Origin of the sequence: Sorangium sp. So ce363, from assembly GCF_051520435.1 — a bacterium.
Classification (GTDB): domain Bacteria; phylum Myxococcota_A; class Polyangia; order Polyangiales; family Polyangiaceae; genus Sorangium; species Sorangium cellulosum_B.
This window is the reverse complement of sequence record NZ_CP150333.1, coordinates 11,503,852-11,523,878: the sequence shown is the minus strand read 5'-3', so window position 1 is coordinate 11,523,878 and position 20,027 is coordinate 11,503,852. Positions and strand designations below refer to the sequence as shown.

Here is a 20,027-nt window from a genome sequence, read left to right as displayed (position 1 = left end):
GGGGCGCGCCTACTTCAGCAGCCAGCCGAACAGCATGCGCTTCGTCGTGTCGCGGGAGACGGCCGCGAGCGAGTCGACGAGCGGGATCTCCTTCGGGCACACCTCGACGCAGTTCTGCGACTTGCCGCAATCGGTGATCCCACCCTCGCTCATCACCGACTCGAGGCGCTCGCCCTCGTGCATCGCCCCCGAAGGGTGCATGTTGTAGAGCCGCACCAGGTTGATGGCGAAGGCGCCGACGAACTTCGTCCCGTCGCTGTACTGCGGGCACGCCTCGACGCAGCAGCCGCACGTCATGCAGCGGGAGAGCGGATATCGCTCCTGCTGCCGCTCCGGCGACTCGCGCGGACCCGGGCCGAGCTCGTGCGTGCCGTCGATGTCAATCCACGCCCGCACGCGCTTCATGTCCTCGAACATCCGGCTCCGGTCGACGAGCAGGTCGCGCACGAGCGGGAACTTGGACATCGGCTCCAGCGTGATCACCTCGCCCTTCGGCGCGATCTGGTCGATGAGCGCCGAGCAGGCCTGTCGGACTCGACCGTTGATCACCATCGTGCACGAGCCGCACACCTCCTCCAGACACACCGCCTCCCAGACGACAGGAGCCACCTCCTTGCCGTCCACGGTCCGCGGATCCTTCTGGATCTGCTGCAGCGCGCTGATCACGTTCATCTGCGGCAGGTAGGGGACCTTGAACTCCTCCCAGCGCCGCGACTCCGTCCGATCCGCGGTGTCCTGCCGCCGCACGCGCAGGTGCACAAGCCGGCCCTCGCCCTTCGGCTGCGCCGGCGCCGCCGCCCCGTTCGCCTCGTCTCCGCTCGCCTTGGCCATCCTACACGCTCTTCTGCGACAGCTTCCCTGTCGCTTGCGCGCTCGCCGCGCTCGCCGCGCTCGCCGCGCCCGCCTGCTCGTACTTCCGCTCCCGCGGCGTCACGAGCGACGTGTCCACCGCGTCCGTCACGTGGATCGACTGGCCGGCGCACGCGTAGTCGAACTCGCGGACGAACCTCACCGCGCCCTTCTCCTCGTGGCGCGCCAGCGTCGTGCGCATCCACGCTGCGTCGTTCCGCGCCGGGAACTCCGGCTTGTAGTGCGCCCCGCGCGACTCGTCGCGGTTCCTCGCGCCCTGCGCGATGACCCGCGCGAGCACCAGCATGTTCTCGAGGTGGCGCACGAACTGCGCCCCCTGGTTCACCCGCGGGGCCGTGTCCGTGCACTTGATCCGCCCCGCCCGCTCCTCGAGCTCGCCGAGCTTCTCGAGCACCCGGTCGAGCGTGGCGTTGTCGCGCTCGATCGTGCAGTCGCGCAGCATCGTCTCGCCGAGCTCCTGGTGCAGCCGGTACGCGTTCTCCGGCTGCTTCGCGTCCTGGTTCTGCGTCAGGATGCGCTGGTAGCTCGACTCCGCGCGCTTCTCGGCCTTGTCGAAGATCGAGCGCGGCAGGTCGAGCGCGCTCCGCTTGATGCTCCGCTGATAGGTCGCGACGGCCGGCCCGCACACCATGCCGGCGTAGATGCACGAGAGCAGCGAGTTGGCGCCGAGCCGGTTGGCCCCGTGGTACTGATAGTCCACCTCGCCCACCGCGTAGAGGCCCGGGATGCTCGTCGCGTGGTTGCGCGGCGACCCGGCCTTGAGCGAGCCCCGCGCGTCCGCCTCGTAGTCGACCCACAGGCCGCCCATCGAATAATGGACCGCCGGGAAGACCTTCATCGGGTTCTTGTACGGGTCGGTGCCCGCGAACTTCTCGTAGATCTCGAGGATGCCCGCGAGCTTCGACCGGAGGAACTTCTCGTCCTTGTGGGTCAGGTCGAGGTAGACCTCGTTCTCGTTCCGGCCCGTCGCGGGGCTCCAGATGCCGCGCCCCTCGTGGAAGCACGTCTTGAAGATCGCGCGCGCGGCGATGTCGCGGGGGACGAGGTTGCCGTAGCCGGGGTACATCCGCTCGAGGAGGTAGTCGCGCTCCTTCTCGGGGATGTCCCGCGGGCTCCGCGCGTCGGTCTTGTCCTTCGGCACCCAGACGCGGCCGCCCTCGCCGCGCGCGCTCTCCGAGATGAGCCGCAGCTTGTCGGCGCCCGGGATCGCCGTCGGGTGCACCTGGATGAACTCGCCGTTCGCGTACACCGCGCCCTGCTGGTAGACCGCCGACGCCGCCGTCCCCGTGCAGATGACGCTCAGCGTGGAGCGGCCGAAGACGATGCCGCAGCCGCCCGTCGCGAGCACGACCGCGTCGCCCGTGAAGGCGCGGATCTGCATCGATTTCAGGTCCTGCGCGACGCAGCCCACGCACGTGCCGGAGTCGTCGAGGATCGCCTCGAGGAAGTCCCAGAACTCGAACTTCCGGACCATCTTCTCGCCCGGGATCGCCACGCCGTGCTCGTCGGTCACGTCGGCGAGCTCGTACCGCCGCACCTGCTCGTCGAGCGCGTAGAGCAGCTGCTGCCCCGTCGTGGCGCCGGCGAACGCCGTGCGGTGATAGAGCGTGCCGCCGAAGCGGCGGAAGTCGAGCAGGCCCTCCGGCGTCCGGTTGAACGGCACGCCCATGCGATCGAGCATGTTCACGATGCCCGGCGCGGCCTCGGCCATCCCCTTGACGGGCGGCTGGTTCGCGAGGAAATCGCCGCCGTACGCCGTCTCCTCGAGGTGCACCTGGGGGCTGTCGCCCTCGCCCTTCGTGTTCACCGAGGCGTTGATGCCGCCCTGCGCGCACACCGAGTGCGAGCGCTTCACCGGCACGAGGGAGATCAGGTCGACAGGGACCTTCGCCTCGCACAGCTTGATCACCGTCATCAGGCCGGCGAGCCCGCCCCCGACGACGATCACGCGCCGAACCTTCCCCCCCTCGCTCCTCGTCGTGCTCTTCGCGGCCATGTTCGATCCCGATGCTCCCGCGCCGCTCCCCGGAAGGGCGCGGCCGATACGATGGTCAGTGCGAGGCCGGCGCGCCCACGTCGGCGCCGGCGCCGACAGCCGCGCGCGCGGGGGCGCCGGTGGAACCGGTCGACGACGACGCGATGTCCGCGCAGGTGCGGCCCCCCTCCGCCGACGGGCCCGGCGTCCCCGGGAACGGCGCGCCGGTGGCGAAATAGATCACCGTGTTGGCGCCGAACAGGAAGACCACGAGGCCCACCGCGCCGAAGACCACCGCGGCCATCCGCTGCGCCCGGCGCGACACGGTGATCCCCCACGAGAAGCAGAAGCCCCAGAGGCCGTTGGCGAAGTGGAACACGCTCGCCGCGATGCCGAAGAGGTAGACGAGCGCGATCACCGGGACGCCGCCGACGGTCGACGCCATGTCGGCGCACAGCCGCGGGTAGAACTCCTCGGGCGCCATCCGGCCCAGCCACTTCTGCGCCCAGTACGACCAGAGGTGGAAGCCGATGAACGCGAAGGCGAGCACCCCCGTGACCCGCTGCAGCGTGTACATCCAGTTGCGCGAGAACGTGTAGCTGCCGACGTTCGGCTTGCCCTCGAGCACCAGCTTGACCCCGTAGAGGGCGTGGAACGCGAGCGGCAGCACGACGAGCCCGATCTCGAGCACGGGCAGGTACGGCATGTGCGAGATCTCGCCGACGGCCGCGTCGAACCGCTCCTGCCCCTGGAGCGCCTTCGCGTTCGTCCAGAAATGGAAGAGCAGGAAACCGCCCACGGGGAGGGCGCCGGTGAGAGAATGCAGCTTGCGCAGGAGAAAGGACCGGCGGCTCTCGTGAAAGAGCGATCTCGCGGGGGTTGCCTCGGACACGCTGACCTCGATGGAAGGCGGGCGCGGCGGGTGTATGGGATGCCCCGGGTGACGTCAAGGTGAACGCAGTCAACAGTTCCGGCCGGTTTTCCGCTGCCTTTGGCGCGTCGAGCGGCGGCGCGGCATCTCGCCCGCGCCGCGGCGCCGCCGGGCAACGTCGGCCACTTCACGCCCGCGCGGCCGCGATCGCGGCGACGGCCCTGCTCGCGCTCGCCGCCGCGACCGCCGGCGCCGGCTGCGGCGCGCAGGAGGGCGGAGCGCCGGTGAGCCCGGCGCTGGCCGGGTCGCCCGCGGCCCAGGCCGAGCTGCGCCCCCTCCTCTCGCGCTTCGCGAACGGCGCGCGCGCGGAGCGCATCGCGCTCGAGCCGGAGCTCCTCGCCTTCCGGGGGCGCCACGCCTCCGACGACCTCGCGCGCGTCGCGACCGTCCACCTCGCGTGGATCGCCCTGGAGCGCGGGGACCTCCGCCGCGCCGAGGCGCTCGCGACCGAGATCGAGGCGGCGGGGCGGAGCGCGATCGGAGATCTCGCGCGCGTGATCCGCGGCGCGGCGCTCCGGCGAGCCGGCAAGCCGAGGCCCGCCTTCGGGGCGCTGCGCCCGCTGGTGAGCAAGATGATCGACGCGTACGTGCGCGCGCTCCTCAACGAGGAGGTCACCGCCGCCGCGATGGAGGCGGGCGCGTGGACGCAGGCGGTCGAGCTGATGAGCGTCTGGCTGCGCGAGGCCGACGACGACCGGCGCGCCGCCGTCCGGGCGCAGATCGGGGCGCAGCTGCGCGAGGTGCCGATCGATCACCTCGTCCGTGCGCTCCGCGCCGGGCGGGCGACCGGCGAGGTCGTGAGCCCGGAGGTCGACCTGCGCTCGCTGGTCGCCGAGCGCCTCGCGATCGTCGCCCGCGAGCGCCGCGACGTGGCGCTCGCGAAGGAGCTGCTCGATCGGGCCGACGCGGCGCTCGGCACCCAGCGCGACGCGATCTTCGAGCTCGCGGCCGGCGCGGGGGCCGCGCGCGTCGAGCCGCCCACGGTCGGCCTGCTGCTGTCGACGCGCACGGCCGCGTCGCGCCGCCGGGGCGTCGAGATCGCCGCCGGCGTGGCGCACGGGCTCGGGCTGCTCCGGCCGGGCTCGGACGCGCGGCTCGTGAGCCGCGACGACGGCGGCGAGGGCAGCGTGGACGAGGCGCTGAACAGCCTCACCGCCGAGGGCGCCGCGGTGCTCATCGCCGGCTCCGATCGGGAGCAGGCGACCGAGGCGGCGAAGTTCGCGCGGACGCACGCGATCCCGGTGCTGCTCGTCCACCCGCCGGAGCCGGCGGCGCTGGACGGCGCGTTCGTCTTCGTCGTGGGCGAGGAGCCCGCGAGGAGCATCGAGGTGCTCGCCGCCGCGCTCGCGGAGCGGGGCGCGAAGCCGGTGGCGCTCGTGGGCGGCGATGCCGATGTCCGGAAGGACGCGGCCCCCGCGCCGGCGGGCGCTGCGGGGGCCACGCCGGCGGGCGCTACCGGGGCCGCGACGGCGGGCGCCGCCGGGGCCGCGCCGCTGGCCGAACGCGGCATCGCGCTGGCGCTGCCCTGCGACGGGACCTTCGACGCGCGCGCTCTCCGGCCCCCGGCCATCCGCGGGATGGTCCTCGCCGGCGACGCGCGCTGCGCGGACCAGGCGCTCCGCGCGGCTCCCCGCTCGGTGACGATCGCGCTCGCCTTCGAGGCGGCCGTCGCGCCGCCGCCGGGATCGCTCGTCGCGACGGCGGGGCTCTTCCCGCTCCTCGCGGCGCCCTCCGGCGCGCAGCCTCCGCCGGGCGCGGGCGATCCCAGGGCGACGCCTGCCTCGGGAGCGGCGGCCGCGCTCGCGGCGTGGCTCGCCACCCATCCGTCGCCGCCGAGCTTCTGGGCGGCGCTCGGGCGCGACGCCGGCGTGCTCGCCTGGGCCGGCGTGCAGCGGCTGCCGAAGACGGGCACCGAGGACCCGGCGGAGGTGAAGGCGCGGCGCCTCGCTGCGGCGAGCGCCATGAGCACCGCGACGGCGGAGCTCTGGACGACGGCGGCGGACGGCTTCGGCGGGCGGCGCGTGCTGCCGCGGGTGATCGGCCACCGCGAGAGCGGGAAAGCGCGATGAGCGGGGCGAAAGCGCGGTGAATGACGCGGCTCACGTGGCCGGCGCCCGGCCAGCGCGGGGCACGACGCGCGAGGCCGCGCGTGGAGACCGTGCCGGCGCGTCGCCCCGGGGCTGCTCCGGCCTGCCGGCGGGCGTAGCATGGCGCCGCATGATCCGCCGAGCCCTCTCCTGTGCCGCCGCCGCCGCGCTCCTGGCGATCGCCCCTGCCGCGCTCGCCGATCGGGTGGCGTTGCTCCCCACGCGCGGGGGCACCGACGAGGCCGCCCGGAGCGCCGCCCAGGCCGAGGTCGCGCGCGGGCTCGCCGCCCTCGGCCACGCCACGGCGCCGGACGGCGCGGTCGCTGCCGCGCTCAAGGACGTCGCCGATGGCGTCGCCGACAGCGCGGACGAGTACCGCGCGGTGGGCGCGCGGACGGGCGCGGAGTGGGTCCTGACCGGCACCGTCGATCCTGCGGTCACGACCACCCGGATCGAGCTCACCGCGTACCTCGCGTCGACGGGCCGGGTCGAGTCGGTCGCCAGGGAGGTCGACCGGGGTAAAGAGGCCCGGCAGACGCAGGAGATGCTGGCGGTCCTGCTCCGCCCGGAGGGCGTCGGCGCCGGCGAGCTCCCCTGGGAGCGCGCCGCGCGCTCCGCTCCGGCGAGCGCGCCTCCGCCTCCGTCCGCGGGCGGGGCGATCGTGCTGCCCCCGGTGCCGGCGCCGCCGCCCGCGCCGCCCGCGAAGGAGGTGCTGATGGCGTATCCCCTCGGGCCGGAGCGCGGTTGGCCGGCGTACTCGGGCGGGCGCCGGGTCGCCCTGTCCGCGTCGCTCGGGCTGGCCGTCGCGGCGGCGCGCCTCCCGGGCGCGAGCGGCAGCGCGGCCTCGCTGGTCGGGGAGGCGCGCGTGGCCTATGCGCCCGGCGACCGCGGGCTCGAGCTGTTCGCCGGCGGCGGCGGCAACCTGGCCGGCCCCTTCGCCGGCTGGATCGAGGGCGGCGCGCGCCTGCTGCTGACGCCCAGCCTGACGCCGCACGACGGCGCGTGGCGCGCGTTCCCGCTCCACCTCGGCCCGTCGCTCCGCGCGGGCGCGTTCTTCAGGTCCGCCCCCGGCGCCGTGGGCCCCGATCTCACGACATACCACGGCGATCTCGAGGTCCACCCGGTGCTCGGGGCGTCGCTCGACGTCGCGCTCGCGCTGAGCCCCTCGGTGCAGCTCGAGGCCCAGCTCGGCAACCTCCGGTGGGTTCCCACGGGGGGCGGCTCCCTGTTGCTGGTCGGCGCGACGCTCGGCGCCGGGGTCCGGTTCTGACGCATGCGCATCGAGCTGCCGAGCCGCCGCAGCACCATCCGCCTGGCACGGGCGCTCGCCGCGCGCCTCGCGGGCGGCGATCTGGTCGTCCTCGCCGGCGATCTCGGCGCCGGGAAGACGTTCTTCGCCCGCGCCCTCTGCCGGGCGCTCGGCGTCCCGCCGGCGCTCCCGATCACCAGCCCGACGTTCACGCTGGTCCACGAGCACGAGGGCCGGGTCCCCATCGCGCACGCCGACGCCTACCGCCTCGGGGGCGCGTCCTCCGCGGAGGGCGCGCGCGACGGCGCGGCCGCGGAGCTCGCCCAGCTCGGGCTGCGCGAGCGCCGCGCGGAGGGCGCGCTCGTCGTGGTGGAGTGGGGCGAGCCGTTCGTGGAGGCGCTCGGGGGCGACGCGCTCCTGATCCACCTCGCCGCCCCCGAGGACCCGGCCGCGCCCGGCCGCGCCGCCGAGATCAGGGCGACCGGCGCGCGGAGCGGCGAGGTGCTCGCGGCGCTGGAGGACGAGCTGCGGCGCGGCTCCGTCGGATCGCGCGGAGCCGGACCGGGCGCTGCGTGAAGCGCGTCGAGCGGCCGGAGCCTGGCGAGGGCGAGCGGGGGATCGCTGTGCCCTCGGGCGGGCTCGACCGGCGGCTCGATCCACGCGCCGGCGCGAAGCGCGCGTCGCAGCGCGGGCGAGCGGGCGCGCGGGGTCGTCGCGAGCCCGGCCCCGTGCGCGGCGGCGTTGCGTGGTACAAGAGCGCACCGTGAAGGAAGGCGCTGAGACCAGCCGCGGCCAGCTGCTCGACAGGGCGCTGGAGCCGGTCCTCGCGTTCCTCGACAACATCGGCAACATCGTCACGCTCACCTTCCAGACGATCGTCTGGCTCGTGCGCCCGCCGTTCCGCCCCGCCCAGTTCCTCGCGGCGATGGACTTCATGGGCGCGCAGTCGGTCTTCATCGTCGGCCTGACCGGCGTCTTCAGCGGCATGGTCGTCACGCTGCAGACGTCCTACGCGCTGCGCGCGTTCAGCGCCGAGGGCCGCGTCGGCGGCCTCGTCGCGGTCTCGCTGGCCCGCGAGCTCGCGCCGGTCTTCTCCGCGATCATGGTCACCGCCCGCGCCGGCAGCGCGATGGCCGCGGAGCTCGGCAACATGCGCGTCACCGAGCAGATCGACGCGATCGCGACGATGGGCGTGAGCCCCGTGCAGTACCTGCTCTCGCCCCGGCTCTTCGCCGCGACGGTGATGCTGCCGCTGCTCTGCATCCTGTACACGAGCGTCGGCATGTGCGGCTCGTACCTCGTCGCCGTGCTCTGGCTCGGCGGCGACGAGGGCGCGTTCTTCCAGAGCATCCGCGACTTCGCCCTCCCCAAGGACATCTCCATGGGGCTCATCAAGGCGTGCGTCTTCGGCTTCATCGTCTCGTCGGTCTCGTGCCGCCACGGCTTCTACGCCTCGGGCGGCGCGCGCGGCGTCGGCGTCGCGACCACGCGCGCGGTCGTCGAGAGCTGCGTCACCGTGCTCGTCACGAACTACATCCTGACGCAGCTCTTGCTCGACATGTGAGCCGCGACGGAGGACCGTCGGCTTCCTGATGCACAGGGGCCGCCTCTCATCGCGCGCTCAGCGAGGGTTGCGCCTGGTACTTCACCACGGTCGAGAGGAAGGACGATGAGAGATCAAGACGAGGCGCGGCCGCCTGCTTCAACAGCTTGTTGGGTGGCTACCGTCGATACGCTGCGACGGCGCTGGAAGGCGATGACGCGCCGCGATGGCGTCAGCAAGGTATTGCTGTTGCTCAGGGGATAATGGCTGCTTGCGTTTCACGCGCGTCCAGATCTCGTCCTCGAGCCAGAACCGATAGAGAAAGTGCTCAAGACTTTGGGCACACCAGAAGTACTGCTGCGGATCCAGCGCCGATTGTTCGTCGTCGCCGCCATCGAGCCATTGGTCGGACGCAAGGATGCAATGATCGCCGCTGGGGGTCATATAGAGGTACCAGAAGGCGCAACCCTGGGAATCATTCAAGAACCGCAGCATCCCACCGCGTGACGATGAAGGGTCCCTTACCACGCCCATCGAGAACTCGAGGAAGCAGCCAGTGATGCTGGGAACCCGCTCGTAGATGGCAGGCGTCGCAACGAATCGCATGAACACTTCGGGTATTTCGAGTCCCCGACCTCGCGCTTCGGTACGCAATCGGGGTAAGGACGCCAGTGAGCCATCGCCGTGCTCTTCCTCGTAGGTGAGCGGGCTCCTTCGAGCGGGGAGAGGGGGTAGCCAACCGAACGAACCATCGAACGGTACAGCAGGCAATACTGGGAGGATCTCGTAGGGAACGAACCCGTAGGTCGAAGACATGCCCCAAAGCACGTCGGGACCGGACGTGAACCAACCAGCGGGAAACATCGACGCGCACCTGTCCATTGTCCTGCCCACCCAACGTACTGGCGTTCAGCTGCGGGCGCCAGAGGGAGGCCGAAGGCCGACCGACGGGATCGACAGCCGCAACGCCTTGTTGGGCGGCAGTCCATTTGCTCACATGTCACGTACTCACCACGCAAGGTCCTCGATGTCCCAGGGCAACCTGCAGAGGTGTGTTGGCAGCGTGCCGCAAGCGTCTTCAGCTCACCGACTACGTCACCAGTGACCGGACAAGGCGGATCTCGCTTGGGGCGAGCTCACCCATCGACGCGCCGTCCAACCGTAGAAAGCCGGTGCGCTCGTACAGGGCGACGGCGGGTGCGTTGGCCGCGACGACGTCGAGCACCAGCGCGGTGGCGCCGACGGCCTTGGCCCACGCCGCGACACTGTCGATCAGCTGTGCGCCAATTCCCTGGCGTCGCGCGGTTGGGGCAACCCACATGCTGATCAGCTCGCACAGGTCGCTGCTCCGGTGGGCCGCGCCCCGAACCACGCCGACATCGCGGCCATCGAGAACTGCGACGAACGTCGCAAACTCGACCACCTGCGCCTCCCAGCGAGCGGCGTTCCACTGCGCAGCCTCGCCGTACGTCGTGCCAAACGCGTGCGGGGCCTCCTCGAGCGCCTGCAAGCGGATGCTTCGCCACCGGGCGCCATCCCCGGGCCGCAGCTGCTCGATCCGCGCCGTCATCGGGCCGATCGTAGCGCCTTCCCTCGTCGGCGCGAACATACCGCTCCGCATTGTCGACACCGGACACGCGTCAGGCGTCAGGCTAGATCCAATTGGTCGCGCCCGGCGGAGTCAGCCCGCCACGGGCACCCACACGTCCTCGGCCGGCACCTCGATCAGGCGCGTCGGCCACGGCCCTTCACTCGGCGCGTCGAGCGGGTGAATCGACCACACCTGCATCGCGAACGCGTGCATTCGCACGCGCCGCGCCGGCCCGTGCAGGGGGAGCGTCACCTCTTCTGCTCCGGCCGCCATCGCAGCGGCCGCGTCGAGCACGGCGCGCGCGATCTCGTCTTCCACCATCTCCCCGCAGTCCCACCCTGCCGCGCATCGCCGCCCGAAGAGCAGCCCTGGCTCGCTCACCGCCCCTCCGGTCAGCGCGCGGAGGGCCCGATCGGCCCAGCGCGTCCGGCAGAGGTCGAAGAAGCGGGCGCGACCCATCCAGCCGGGCGGCTCCCCCGCGGCCTCCGCGGCGCGGCGCTCCGTATCATGGCGGGATACCCATGCCTGGAACGGCGCGGACCCACCGATCCGGTGCGCCCAGAGCGTGTCCGAGTGCCGCGTATACCCCGCGACCCAGAACGGCGCCCCGCGCGCCTCGAGCGCGCGGCGCTGGGCGGCGTCGAGCGCGTGCAGCCGCGCGCGCCTCAACAGGGTGAGGGCGTCGAGCTCTCGGGGGTCGCTCAGCGGCGGGACGTCGAGCTCCGCCATCTCGCGATCGAGCGCCTCGATCTCCGCGAGGCGCTCCTCCGGCAGCCGGATCCCGGCCTCCGCCCGCAGCTCGGGCGCGAGGGCACGCGCGTCGACGAGCGGGAGGTCGGACTTCCAGTCGTCGAGCTGCTGGAACTCCGGAAACCCTGCGTCGGGCCCGAGCGCCACGTGGAGCGCGCCTCCGAACGAGAGGCTCGCCCGAGCGCGGACGCCGATCACTCCGGGGACGGCGAGGCGATCGACGTCGAGCCGGATGGGGCGATCGTGCGCGCGAGGATCCATCGGAGACGTCTCGACACGCTACGCGGGCCCAGCGCGGGCTCCAACCGGCCGCCTTCAGGAGCAGATCGCCCGCTCTCCCTGCCTGGCTGCCCCCTCAGACCACCACCGTCCCGGCGATCTTCGTGATCGCGAGCACGGCCCGCAGCACCTCGCGCGCGCTCGGCGCCACGTAACGCACGCGGCGCGCGTCCAGGCGGATCACCCCGGGCACGATCTCCGCCGCATCCGCGTAGGCGGTCGTCAGCAGCGCCACCGTCACGCCGATCGGCAGCGGCAGCGTGTACGGCCGCACGCGCGCGAGCCCCCTCAGCGCCTCGCTCGCCGCGGCCCGGATCCGCCGGCACGCCTCGTCCGGGTGGATCGACCGAGCGCTGTACCGCGTGATCGACTCCTTCACCGCCACCGTCGTCACGCCCGGGAACCTCTCGCGCGCGTGCGCCGTCACGGCCTCGTCCCCCGTGACCAGCGCCACGGGCACCCCCGCCTCCCCCACGACGAGCGCGTTGATGGCCGCCTCGTCGACCCACAGCCCGGGATCATCCGCCGCGCTGTTCGCGGGGTGCAGCCGGACCTCGCCCACCACCGCGCCGTAATAGGTGTGATCGAGCACGCTCGCGCGCAGCCCCGCGCCCCCGTGGTACCCGACGAAGAACGCGGCGTCGGGCGGCCCCGCGTCCACGCCCTGGACCATCGACAGCGGCTTCAGCGCGCCCGAGATCACCTCGACGCGCGGCTCCAGCTCCTCGAACAGGAGGTTGCGCATGTCCGCGTGGCTGTCGTTGACGACCACCCGCGTGGCCCCCGCCTCGAACGCGCCGAGCGCGGCGGCGTTCGCCTCGCGGCTCATCCACCGCCGCGCGCGCTCGTAATCGCCGCCGTCCCGGCGCGTCTGGTCGACATGCACCACCCCCGCGCACCCCTCCAGATCGATCGAGATCAGCACGAACATCGGTGTCCCTCCTCGCGCCGCCGCGGCGGTCACGCCAGGGGAATGGCCCCGGCGTCGTTCCAGCGCAACGGGGTGAGGACGCAGGGGCCAGCGGCGAGGTGAGCGCGACAGCCCGACCGTGCGGACGCTGTGAGCCCATACGTCACCGCCTTGCCATCGGCTTGCATCTTCCGGTGGAGCCTCCGGGCGTCTAGCTTCGCATGATGAGCACCTCGTCCCTCTCCAACCGCCACTACATCCTGAAGGCGCGCCCCGAGGGCCCGCCGGACCGCAGCCATTTCGAGCTCCGCGAGGCGCCGGTCCGGGAGCCTGGCGACGGCGAAGTCCTCGTCCGCACGCGCTACCTGTCCGTCGATCCGACGAACCGGCTCTGGATGAGCGACATGAAGCAATACATGCCGCCTGTGAACCAGGGCGAGGTGATGCGCGCGCTCGGCGTCGGCGTCGTCGAGCGCTCCCGTCACCCCGACTATGGCGTAGGAGACCTCGTCTCCGGCCTCCTCGGCTGGCAGGACTACAACGTCGCGGCTCCCGGCGATCTCGCCCTCACGCGCTTGCCCGCGCTGGACGTCCCGCTCGGCGCCTTCCTCTGCCCACTTCACGTGACCGGCGGCTTCACCGCCTACGTCGGCCTCTTCGATATCGCGCAGCCGAGGCCCGGCGAGACCATCGTCGTGTCCGCCGCCGCCGGCTCCGTGGGCTCCCTGGTCGGCCAGATGGGCAAGATCGCCGGCTGTCGCGTGGTGGGCATCGCCGGCAGCGACGCCGGGTGCCGCTATGTGACCGAGGAGCTCGGCTTCGACGCCTGCATCAATTACCGCACCGAGGATGTCGCGGCGGCGCTCGACCGCGCCTGTCCGAATGGTGTCGACATCGATTTCGAGAACGCAGGCGGCGACATCCTGGACGCCGTGCTCGACAAGATGAACCTCTTTGGCAGGGTCACGATCTGCGGCCTCATCTCGACCTACAACGACAAGCAGCCCCGCCCGGGGCCTGTGCGCTTCCCGCTCATCCTGATGCAGCGTCTCCGGGTGCAGGGCTTCGTCATCGTCGATCATCAAGCGCGCTTCCCCGAGGCCTTCGAGAAGATCCACGGCTGGATCAAGGAGGGCAGGATCACCTGGCGCGAGCGCGTGGTGGAAGGCCTCGAGAACACCCCGGATGCGCTCGCGATGCTCTTCCAGCCGAACAAGATCGGAAAGCTGCTGATCAAGGTCTCCGAGTAGTCAGCCAGGCCGGCGCACGCCCATGTCGACGAGGCGGAGCAGGGCCTCATCCCTGAAGTACGGGAGCTCGGCGGCGTAGTCGATGAAGCAGAGAGCCAGGCGGCCATATCGCGCGGGATAGGTCGCATCCCCCCCGAGCGGGCGCTGAAACACCAGCGCCAGCGAGATCTCGAGCTCACCAGGAAACTACCGCAGCCCCCCCGGCGGATCCGGCTCCCGCAGCGCGATCAGCGCCGGCGAGAGCTGCACCGGGTACCTCGCCGGCGCGCGCAGGAGCGCGACCGCGTCCGGCAGCAGCTGGCGCGCCGCCAGGGAGCGCTCGCGCCCGGCGCTCGCCGGCTCCGGCAACTCGAGCGCGCGCCCGCCGCGCATCGCCGCGCGCGCGAGCGGGGCGAGCCTCGCGACCCCGAGCGCGCGCGGCGCAAGCATCCGCTCGTGCGCGAGGTGGATCACGTCGAAGGCCGCGCGCCCCGCCTCGTCGTAGTAGCGCGCCACCATCTTCCGCCCCGCGATCACGTCCCCGCGATCGCTCGCGCCCTGCCGGAGCGCCCACGCGCCCGCCTCCTCGAGCGCCACGAGCTCGCAGCGCGCCGCCGGCAGCCCCTCGACGGCCTCCCCGAGCCCCGACGCGACCCAGCCGCCCGCGCTCGTGCCCACGCGCCTCGCCTCGAGGAGCAGCGCCTCCTCGTCATCGCCCCCGAGGTCGACCATCGGATCGGCGTACCAGGGCCAGCGGCCCTCGAGCGGGGACGGCGGCGGCGCGAGCTCGCCGAGGTCGATCCCCGCCTCGCAGCGGAACGGGATGCCGAGCGCCGTGGCCGCGAGCGCGCTCGTCGTCGCCACGGCGCCGCCCACGTGCGCCGCGCGGGCGAGCGCGAGCGCCTCGTCGGCGAACGGCACGCTCGCCGACGACCCGTCGATGATGTCGCCGCCGCCCGCCGCGATGTGGAGCCGCGCTGCCCGCGTCGCCGCGGCCGTGCCGCGGCGGAGCGCCGGAGCGAGCAGCGCGCCCACGAGCAGCGCCTCGACGAACGGCCCCTCGACCGAGGCGACGGGCGTCCCCGGGAAGGCGATCGTCCCGTCGGGCATCGCGTCGATGTCGACCGAGAGCGGCGCGCCGGCGAGCCGCTCCTCGAGCGCGTCGCTCAGGCCACACGCCGCGCGCGCCGCCGAGACCGCCGCCGCGTCGAAGCGCGCGCCGTCCCCCGCGAGCGCCTCGAGCGCCGCCTCGACCCCCGCGACCACGAGAAAACCCGTGTGGGGCGGCATCGCGGCGAAGGCGAGCTCGAAGCTCGCGCGCCGGTCGGCGACCCCCGCGTGGACGAGGCGATCGGCGTCGAGCAGCGCGCGTCCATCGCGGAGCAGCGGGCTCGCTCGCAGCAGGGGCGCCGGCATCGGCCTCCGTCAGAGCCGCTCGGCCAGCATCCGCGTGCCGGCGACCGTGGAGGCCTCGTCGAAGAGGAACGGCAGCATCACGGTGGGCAGGTCGAGATCGCGGCGCAGGCGGGCCAGGCTCTCGCGCTGCACCGACTCGCGCATCGCCCGCCGCGCGCCGGCCACGAAGGCGCTCTCGACGGTGTCCGCGGCGCGCGCCGGCGCCTGGATGTCGAGGCGCGCCGGGTCGACCAGGAGCGCCCGCTGCTCCTCGGGCGAGAACAGCGCCGGCAGCACGCCGTTGATGATCACCCGGTGGACGGGCAGGCCAAGGTCGCCCCGGACCTCCGCCACGAGCTCGACGGTCTCGGTCGCCGGCATCTCCTCCGGGAGCGTCACGACGACGACCCCGCTCCGCGCGGGATCCCTGAACATCGCCCACGCCGCCTCGGCGTCCCGGCGCAGGATGCCCGGCGGCGCCACGTCGAGGATCACCTTCGGCACCCGCAGCATGTCCACCCCGTGCCCCGTCGCGGGCGCGTCGAGCAGGACCACGTCGAAGCGGTTCGAGCCGTCCGGGAGCAGCTCCGTCGTGTGGAACCACGCCTTGCCGAGCATCGCCCACTCGAACAGCCCGGGCACCGCGCGGAAGAAGGTGCGCGTGTACTTGTTGTCGAAGACGAGATCGGCCGCGGCGCGCATCTTCAGGACCATCTCGCCGTACTCCCGGAGGGCCCTGTCCGGCGCGATGTTCACCGCCGACACGCGCTCGGCGACCTGGATGACCTCCGGGCCGATCGGCTTCGAGCCGAGGATGGCGGAGAGCCGCTCCTTCGTGTGGCACATCGCGACGAGGACGCGCTTGCCGCGGGCGGCGAAGGCGAGGGCGAGGGCGCCGGAGATCGTCGTCTTCCCGACCCCTCCCTTGCCGGTCACGAACAGGAAGCGCCGGCGCTCGAGCTCCGGCAGGTCCTGGCCGAGACCGCCCGCTTTTGAGGCTTGATAGACGCTGGTCATTCCTCGCCAGCGGAGTTACGCGCAAGCTCAGGCGAAGGCAACCCGGATCAAGGAAACGGGCTCTGCTATGCATCGCTCATGCGCATCACCGAGCGACACCTCGAGCCGCTGAACCGACGCTTCCAGGGCGCGTCCCCCGTCGAGCTCCTCCGCTTCGTCCGCGAGTCCTTCGGCCCGCGCGCGGCCATCATGAGCAGCATGCAGCGCGCCGGGACCGCGCTCTGCCACATGGCCGACCGCGCCGGGCTCTCCTTCGACGTGGTCTTCGTCGACACCGGCGTGCTCCACGCCGAGACGCTCGCCACGCGCGACGAGCTCGCGCGGACCCACCCGAACCTGCGCGTCGTCACGCTCTCGCCCGAGCGCAGCTTCGCGCAGCAGACGCGCGAGGAAGGGCTGCTCTACCTCTCGAAGGAGGGCCAGGAGCGCTGCTGCGACCTCCGCAAATCGGCCCCGCTGAGCGCCATCCGGGGCCGCTACGACGCGCTCGTCGCGGCGCTGCGGCGGGGCGAGGGCGGCGCCCGCGCCAAGGTCGCGCCGTTCGGCCTCGACCCCGCGAACAACACGCTCCGCGTCCACCCCTTCGCGTCGCTGACCGGCGAGGAGCTCGACGCGTACTTCGCCGCGCACGAGGACGCGCTCGAGAACCCGCTGCACGGGATGGGCTTCCGCACCATCGGCTGCTTCCCCTGCACGACGCCGGTGCTGCCCGACGAGCCCGAGCGCGCCGGGCGCTGGCGCCACCTGGCGAGCGTCGAGTACTGCGGGATCAACCCGGTGGACCGGGGAGACACCGACGGCGGCGTCGACCTCGACGACCGGTACGAGCGCCTGTTCGCCGCGTGACGGCCCGACGACCTGCACGAGCCCATCGACGCGGCGTGGCACCTCGACGCGGCGTGACGATCGCCTGCGAATACCGGTTCGCGGCAGCTCGATCTTGACTCAAACGGCATGCAGGGAGATTTGCCCCGCATGCCGGCGAGCTACTTCGACGTAGACGGCACCCTGGTCACGACCAACCTCGTGCACCCGACGGTGTTCTACATGCTGAACCAGCCGACGCCGATGCACAGCCTGGCGAAGCTCGGCCGCGCGATCGTGAAGGCGCCCTGGATGGCGATGGCGGAGCTCCAGGATCGGCGCCTCTTCAACGAGCTGCTCTTCAGCTCGTTCGAGGGCGTCTCCGAGGATCGCCTCGTGGCGCTCGCGGAGGAGGCGTTCGCGAAGGTGCTCAAGCCGGCGATCTACGCGAAGGCGCGGGACCTCGTGAAGTGCAGCCTCGACAAGGGGCACGACGTCGTCCTCATCTCCGGCGCGCTGGATTTCCTGATGCAGCTGCTCGCCGATCACCTCGGCGCGACGGGCATCATCGCGAACCGCCTCGAGGTGAAGGACCGGTTCGCGACGGGCAAGCTCCTGCGCCCGGTGGTGGCCGGGCCCGAGAAGGCGCGGCTCATCCGCGAGCACGCCCACGCGCACGGGCACGACCTCGACGAGTGCTTCGCCTACTCGGACAGCTACTCGGACGTCCCGATGCTCTCGGTCGTCGGCTACCCGGCGGCGGTGAACCCGGACCGCAAGCTCAAGATGCTGGCGCAGGCGTACCACTGGCCGATCCTCCACCTCGCCGCATGACCCCTGCCTCCCCCCGCCGGCGGCGGGAGGCCACCACCCAGCCCAACACGTCGCACCCCCTGCTCTGAAGGTCCCATGAGCCATCCTTGCGTCGTCACGCTAGACAGCCGCAGCGCCCCCCGGGTGCTCTTCTCAGGCGACCAGCTGGTCGAGGTCGACTTGCCCACCGGCACCCGGGTGCTCTACGCGAAGCCGCCCATCGAGCCGCTGAAGGACGTCGACGCCGCGATCCGCTACGCGATCAACCACCCGTACAACTCGGAGCCGCTCTACGCGAAGCTCCGCCCGGGGATGAAGGTCACGATCGCGGTGGACGACATCTCGCTGCCGCTGCCGCAGATGAAGCGCCCCGACATCCGCGAGCGGGTGCTCACGATCGTGCTCGATCTGCTCGCCGACTACGGCGTCGACGACGTGGAGATCATCATCGCCACGAGCGTCCACCGGCGGATGAAGGACTGGGAGGTCCGCCACATCGTCGGCGACCGGATCTTCAACGCCTACTGGCCGAAGAGGCTCTACAACCACGACGCCGAGAACGCCGCCAACATGAAGTACGTCGGCACGACCGACGTCGGCGAGGAGGTCGAGCTCAACAAGCGCGCGGTCGACAGCGACCTCGTGATCTACGTGAACCTCAACCTCGTGCCGATGGACGGCGGGCACAAGTCGGTCGCCGTCGGCCTGTGCGGGTACCGGAGCCTGCGCGCGCACCACAACCCGCGGGTGATGCGCGACTGCTACTCGTACATGGATCCGAAGAGCTCCGCGCTGCACACGAGCGTCGAGCGCATGGGCCGGCTGGCCAACAAGAAGCTCAACGTCTTCACGATCGAGACGACGATCAACAACCGCATGTTCGATCGCCCGCTCGAGTTCCTCGCGAAGAACGAGGACGACCTGAGCGCGGGCGAGAAGAGCGCGCTGCGCGCCCTCCGCTTCACGCTCTCCAAGGTGCCGCAGCCCGCGCGCCAGGCGATCTTCCAGCGCGTCCCCTCGCCGTTCGGGGTGACCGGGGTGTTCGCCGGCGAGACCGAGGCCGTCCACGAGCACACGCTGAAGCGCAGCTTCGACCAGTACCTCGTCCCGGTCACGGGCCAGGCCGACATCCTGATCACGGGCATCCCGTACATCAGCCCGTACAACGTGAACTCGTTCCTGAACCCGCTGCTCGTGCAGGTGATGGCGAACGGCTACCTGTTCAACCTCTACCGCGGCGCGCCGATGCTCAAGAAGGGGGGGACGATGATCATCCTCCACCCCTGCACCGACCTGTTCGACAACGAGCACCACGCCCCGTACATCGAGTTCGTGCACCGGCTCCTGCCGGAGACGCGGGACGCGATGGAGCTGCACAAGCGGTACGAGAAGAAGTTCTCCGAGAACCCCGCGTACATCGAGATGTACCGCTTCGGGCACGCGTACCACCCGACCCACCCGTTCTTCATGTGGTACTGGGGCGAGGCGGGGCGGCAGCACATCGGCCGGATGATCGTGGTCGGCGCCGACAACGAGTACATCCCGCAGCTGCTCGGCTGGGAGACGGCGCGCACGATGGACGAGGCGCTGCGGATGGCGAAGCAGTCGGCCCCGCCCGCGCCGGAGATCCTGGCCCTGCACACCCCGCCGATCTTCATGGCCGACGTGACGGCCTAGCGCGCCCGCGGAGGTGCCACCGTGCGGCTGCACCTCATCGACGGCACCTACGAGCTCTTCCGCGCCCACTACTCCAAGCGGCCCGAGCACCGCGCGCCCGGCGGCTGGGACGCGAAGGCGACGGTGGGCGTCGTCGCCTCGCTCCTCGCGCTCCTGCACCACGCAGACGAGGAGGTCACGCACCTCGCCGTCGCGTTCGACAACCCGATCCGCTCGTTCAGGAACGACCTGTTCGCCGGGTACAAGAGCGACGACGGGATGGATCCCGCGCTGCGCCAGCAGTTCGATCCGGTCGAGGCGGCGGTGCGCGCGCTCGGGGTCGTCGTCTGGTCGATGGACGCGTTCGAGGCGGACGACGCGCTCGCGACGGCGGCGGCGCGGTTCCGGGGCGCGGTGGAGCAGGTGCGCATCCTCAGCCCGGACAAGGACTTCGGGCAGTGCCTTGCCGGCGATCGGGTCGTGCAGGTCGACCGCCGGAAGGAGAAGGTCGTCGACGAGGCGGCGATGCGCGCCGCGCGGGGCGTGGCGCCGGCGAGCATCCCGGACTTCCTCGCGCTCACGGGGGACGACGCCGACGGCATCCCTGGCCTGGCAGGCATCGGCGAGCGGACGGCGGCCGCGCTGCTCGGCGCCTACGGCCACATCGAGCAGATCCCGGACGACCCGGCCGCGTGGTCGGTGGCGGTGCGCGGCGCGGACCGGATCGCGCGCGCGCTGGTCGAGCAGCGGGAGGACGCGCTGCTCTACCGGACGCTGGCGACGCTCCGGACCGACGTGCCGCTCGCGGAGGGCCTCGACGACCTGCGCTTCCGCGGCGTGCCGCGCGACCGCTTCGAGGCGTGGTGCGACGCGATGGACGTGCGCACGCTGAAGGCGCGACCGACGCGCTGGGCACCTTAGAGCGGGG

At 72.3% G+C, this 20,027-nt stretch carries 19 protein-coding genes; 9 read left to right on the top strand and 10 right to left on the bottom strand.

The window, feature by feature from the left end:
* Positions 1-9: 9 nt before the first annotated feature.
* Genes sdhB through WMF12_RS43360 form a run of 3 tightly spaced genes read right to left on the bottom strand, consistent with a single transcriptional unit; the run spans position 10 to position 3,737 of the window.
* On the bottom strand, positions 10-831 hold the full coding sequence (gene sdhB / locus WMF12_RS43370; RefSeq protein WP_437325993.1) for a succinate dehydrogenase iron-sulfur subunit: 822 nt from the start codon (positions 829-831) through the stop codon (positions 10-12).
* Position 832: 1 nt separating this feature from the next.
* Complete coding sequence (gene sdhA, locus WMF12_RS43365; protein ID WP_437742568.1) at positions 833-2,866, bottom strand: succinate dehydrogenase flavoprotein subunit; 2,034 nt, start codon at positions 2,864-2,866, stop codon at positions 833-835.
* 55 nt (positions 2,867-2,921) lie between these two features.
* Entirely contained in the window at positions 2,922-3,737 is an 816-nt protein-coding gene (locus WMF12_RS43360; protein WP_437854564.1) for a succinate dehydrogenase, read from the bottom strand.
* A 59-nt stretch (positions 3,738-3,796) separates the two neighbouring features.
* On the opposite strand from WMF12_RS43360, the gene WMF12_RS43355 reads away from it, so the two are divergent.
* The 4 genes from WMF12_RS43355 (at position 3,797) to WMF12_RS43340 (ending at position 8,676) form a co-directional block, all read left to right on the top strand.
* Positions 3,797-5,845 (top strand): hypothetical protein, encoded by a 2,049-nt coding sequence (locus WMF12_RS43355; RefSeq protein ID WP_437854563.1) that lies wholly within the window; start codon positions 3,797-3,799, stop codon positions 5,843-5,845.
* Positions 5,846-5,993: 148 nt separating this feature from the next.
* Positions 5,994-7,133: a hypothetical protein gene (locus tag WMF12_RS43350; protein WP_437854562.1), complete on the top strand. Its 1,140-nt coding sequence runs from the start codon at positions 5,994-5,996 to the stop codon at positions 7,131-7,133.
* Between the two features lie 3 nt (positions 7,134-7,136).
* Positions 7,137-7,688 (top strand): tRNA (adenosine(37)-N6)-threonylcarbamoyltransferase complex ATPase subunit type 1 TsaE, encoded by a 552-nt coding sequence (gene tsaE / locus WMF12_RS43345; protein WP_437854561.1) that lies wholly within the window; start codon positions 7,137-7,139, stop codon positions 7,686-7,688.
* A 187-nt stretch (positions 7,689-7,875) separates the two neighbouring features.
* On the top strand, positions 7,876-8,676 hold the full coding sequence (locus WMF12_RS43340; RefSeq protein ID WP_437296096.1) for an MlaE family ABC transporter permease: 801 nt from the start codon (positions 7,876-7,878) through the stop codon (positions 8,674-8,676).
* A 138-nt stretch (positions 8,677-8,814) separates the two neighbouring features.
* Here the strand turns inward: WMF12_RS43340 and WMF12_RS43335 are convergent, their stop codons facing one another.
* From WMF12_RS43335 to WMF12_RS43320, 4 genes are all read right to left on the bottom strand, one after another.
* Entirely contained in the window at positions 8,815-9,261 is a 447-nt protein-coding gene (locus WMF12_RS43335; protein ID WP_437854560.1) for a hypothetical protein, read from the bottom strand.
* A 484-nt stretch (positions 9,262-9,745) separates the two neighbouring features.
* Positions 9,746-10,225, bottom strand: coding sequence for a GNAT family N-acetyltransferase (locus tag WMF12_RS43330; protein WP_437854559.1), 480 nt, complete (start codon positions 10,223-10,225; stop codon positions 9,746-9,748).
* 111 nt (positions 10,226-10,336) lie between these two features.
* Positions 10,337-11,257, bottom strand: coding sequence for a hypothetical protein (locus tag WMF12_RS43325; RefSeq protein WP_437854558.1), 921 nt, complete (start codon positions 11,255-11,257; stop codon positions 10,337-10,339).
* 94 nt (positions 11,258-11,351) lie between these two features.
* On the bottom strand, positions 11,352-12,206 hold the full coding sequence (locus tag WMF12_RS43320) for a M55 family metallopeptidase (protein ID WP_437854557.1): 855 nt from the start codon (positions 12,204-12,206) through the stop codon (positions 11,352-11,354).
* A gap of 203 nt (positions 12,207-12,409) precedes the next feature.
* On the opposite strand from WMF12_RS43320, the gene WMF12_RS43315 reads away from it, so the two are divergent.
* Positions 12,410-13,435, top strand: a complete 1,026-nt coding sequence (locus WMF12_RS43315; protein ID WP_437854556.1) for an NADP-dependent oxidoreductase — start codon at positions 12,410-12,412, stop codon at positions 13,433-13,435.
* Here the strand turns inward: WMF12_RS43315 and WMF12_RS43310 are convergent, their stop codons facing one another.
* From WMF12_RS43310 to WMF12_RS43300, 3 genes are read right to left on the bottom strand one after another with little or no spacing between them, the layout of a single operon-like run.
* Positions 13,436-13,588, bottom strand: a complete 153-nt coding sequence (locus tag WMF12_RS43310; RefSeq protein ID WP_437854555.1) for a hypothetical protein — start codon at positions 13,586-13,588, stop codon at positions 13,436-13,438. It abuts the gene before it with no gap.
* Between the two features lie 33 nt (positions 13,589-13,621).
* A complete protein-coding gene (locus WMF12_RS43305) occupies positions 13,622-14,830 on the bottom strand; it encodes a hypothetical protein (protein ID WP_437854554.1) in 1,209 nt (402 codons plus the stop codon).
* 9 nt (positions 14,831-14,839) lie between these two features.
* A complete protein-coding gene (locus WMF12_RS43300) occupies positions 14,840-15,826 on the bottom strand; it encodes an ArsA family ATPase (RefSeq protein WP_437854553.1) in 987 nt (328 codons plus the stop codon).
* 78 nt (positions 15,827-15,904) lie between these two features.
* On the opposite strand from WMF12_RS43300, the gene WMF12_RS43295 reads away from it, so the two are divergent.
* The 4 genes from WMF12_RS43295 to WMF12_RS43280 all read left to right on the top strand — a co-directional run bounded on the left by WMF12_RS43295 (position 15,905) and on the right by WMF12_RS43280 (position 20,020).
* The gene (locus WMF12_RS43295; RefSeq protein ID WP_437854552.1) at positions 15,905-16,672 is read left to right on the top strand and encodes a phosphoadenylyl-sulfate reductase; all 768 of its coding nucleotides are present in this window, start codon (positions 15,905-15,907) and stop codon (positions 16,670-16,672) included.
* Positions 16,673-16,801: 129 nt separating this feature from the next.
* Positions 16,802-17,464 (top strand): HAD family hydrolase, encoded by a 663-nt coding sequence (locus WMF12_RS43290; protein WP_437742556.1) that lies wholly within the window; start codon positions 16,802-16,804, stop codon positions 17,462-17,464.
* 75 nt (positions 17,465-17,539) lie between these two features.
* On the top strand, positions 17,540-19,120 hold the full coding sequence (locus tag WMF12_RS43285; RefSeq protein WP_437528366.1) for a lactate racemase domain-containing protein: 1,581 nt from the start codon (positions 17,540-17,542) through the stop codon (positions 19,118-19,120).
* A 21-nt stretch (positions 19,121-19,141) separates the two neighbouring features.
* Positions 19,142-20,020 carry a 5'-3' exonuclease gene (locus tag WMF12_RS43280; protein ID WP_437854551.1) on the top strand — a complete coding sequence of 293 codons (879 nt, stop codon included), beginning with the start codon at positions 19,142-19,144 and terminating at the stop codon, positions 20,018-20,020.
* The last annotated feature ends 7 nt before the right edge of the window (positions 20,021-20,027 follow it).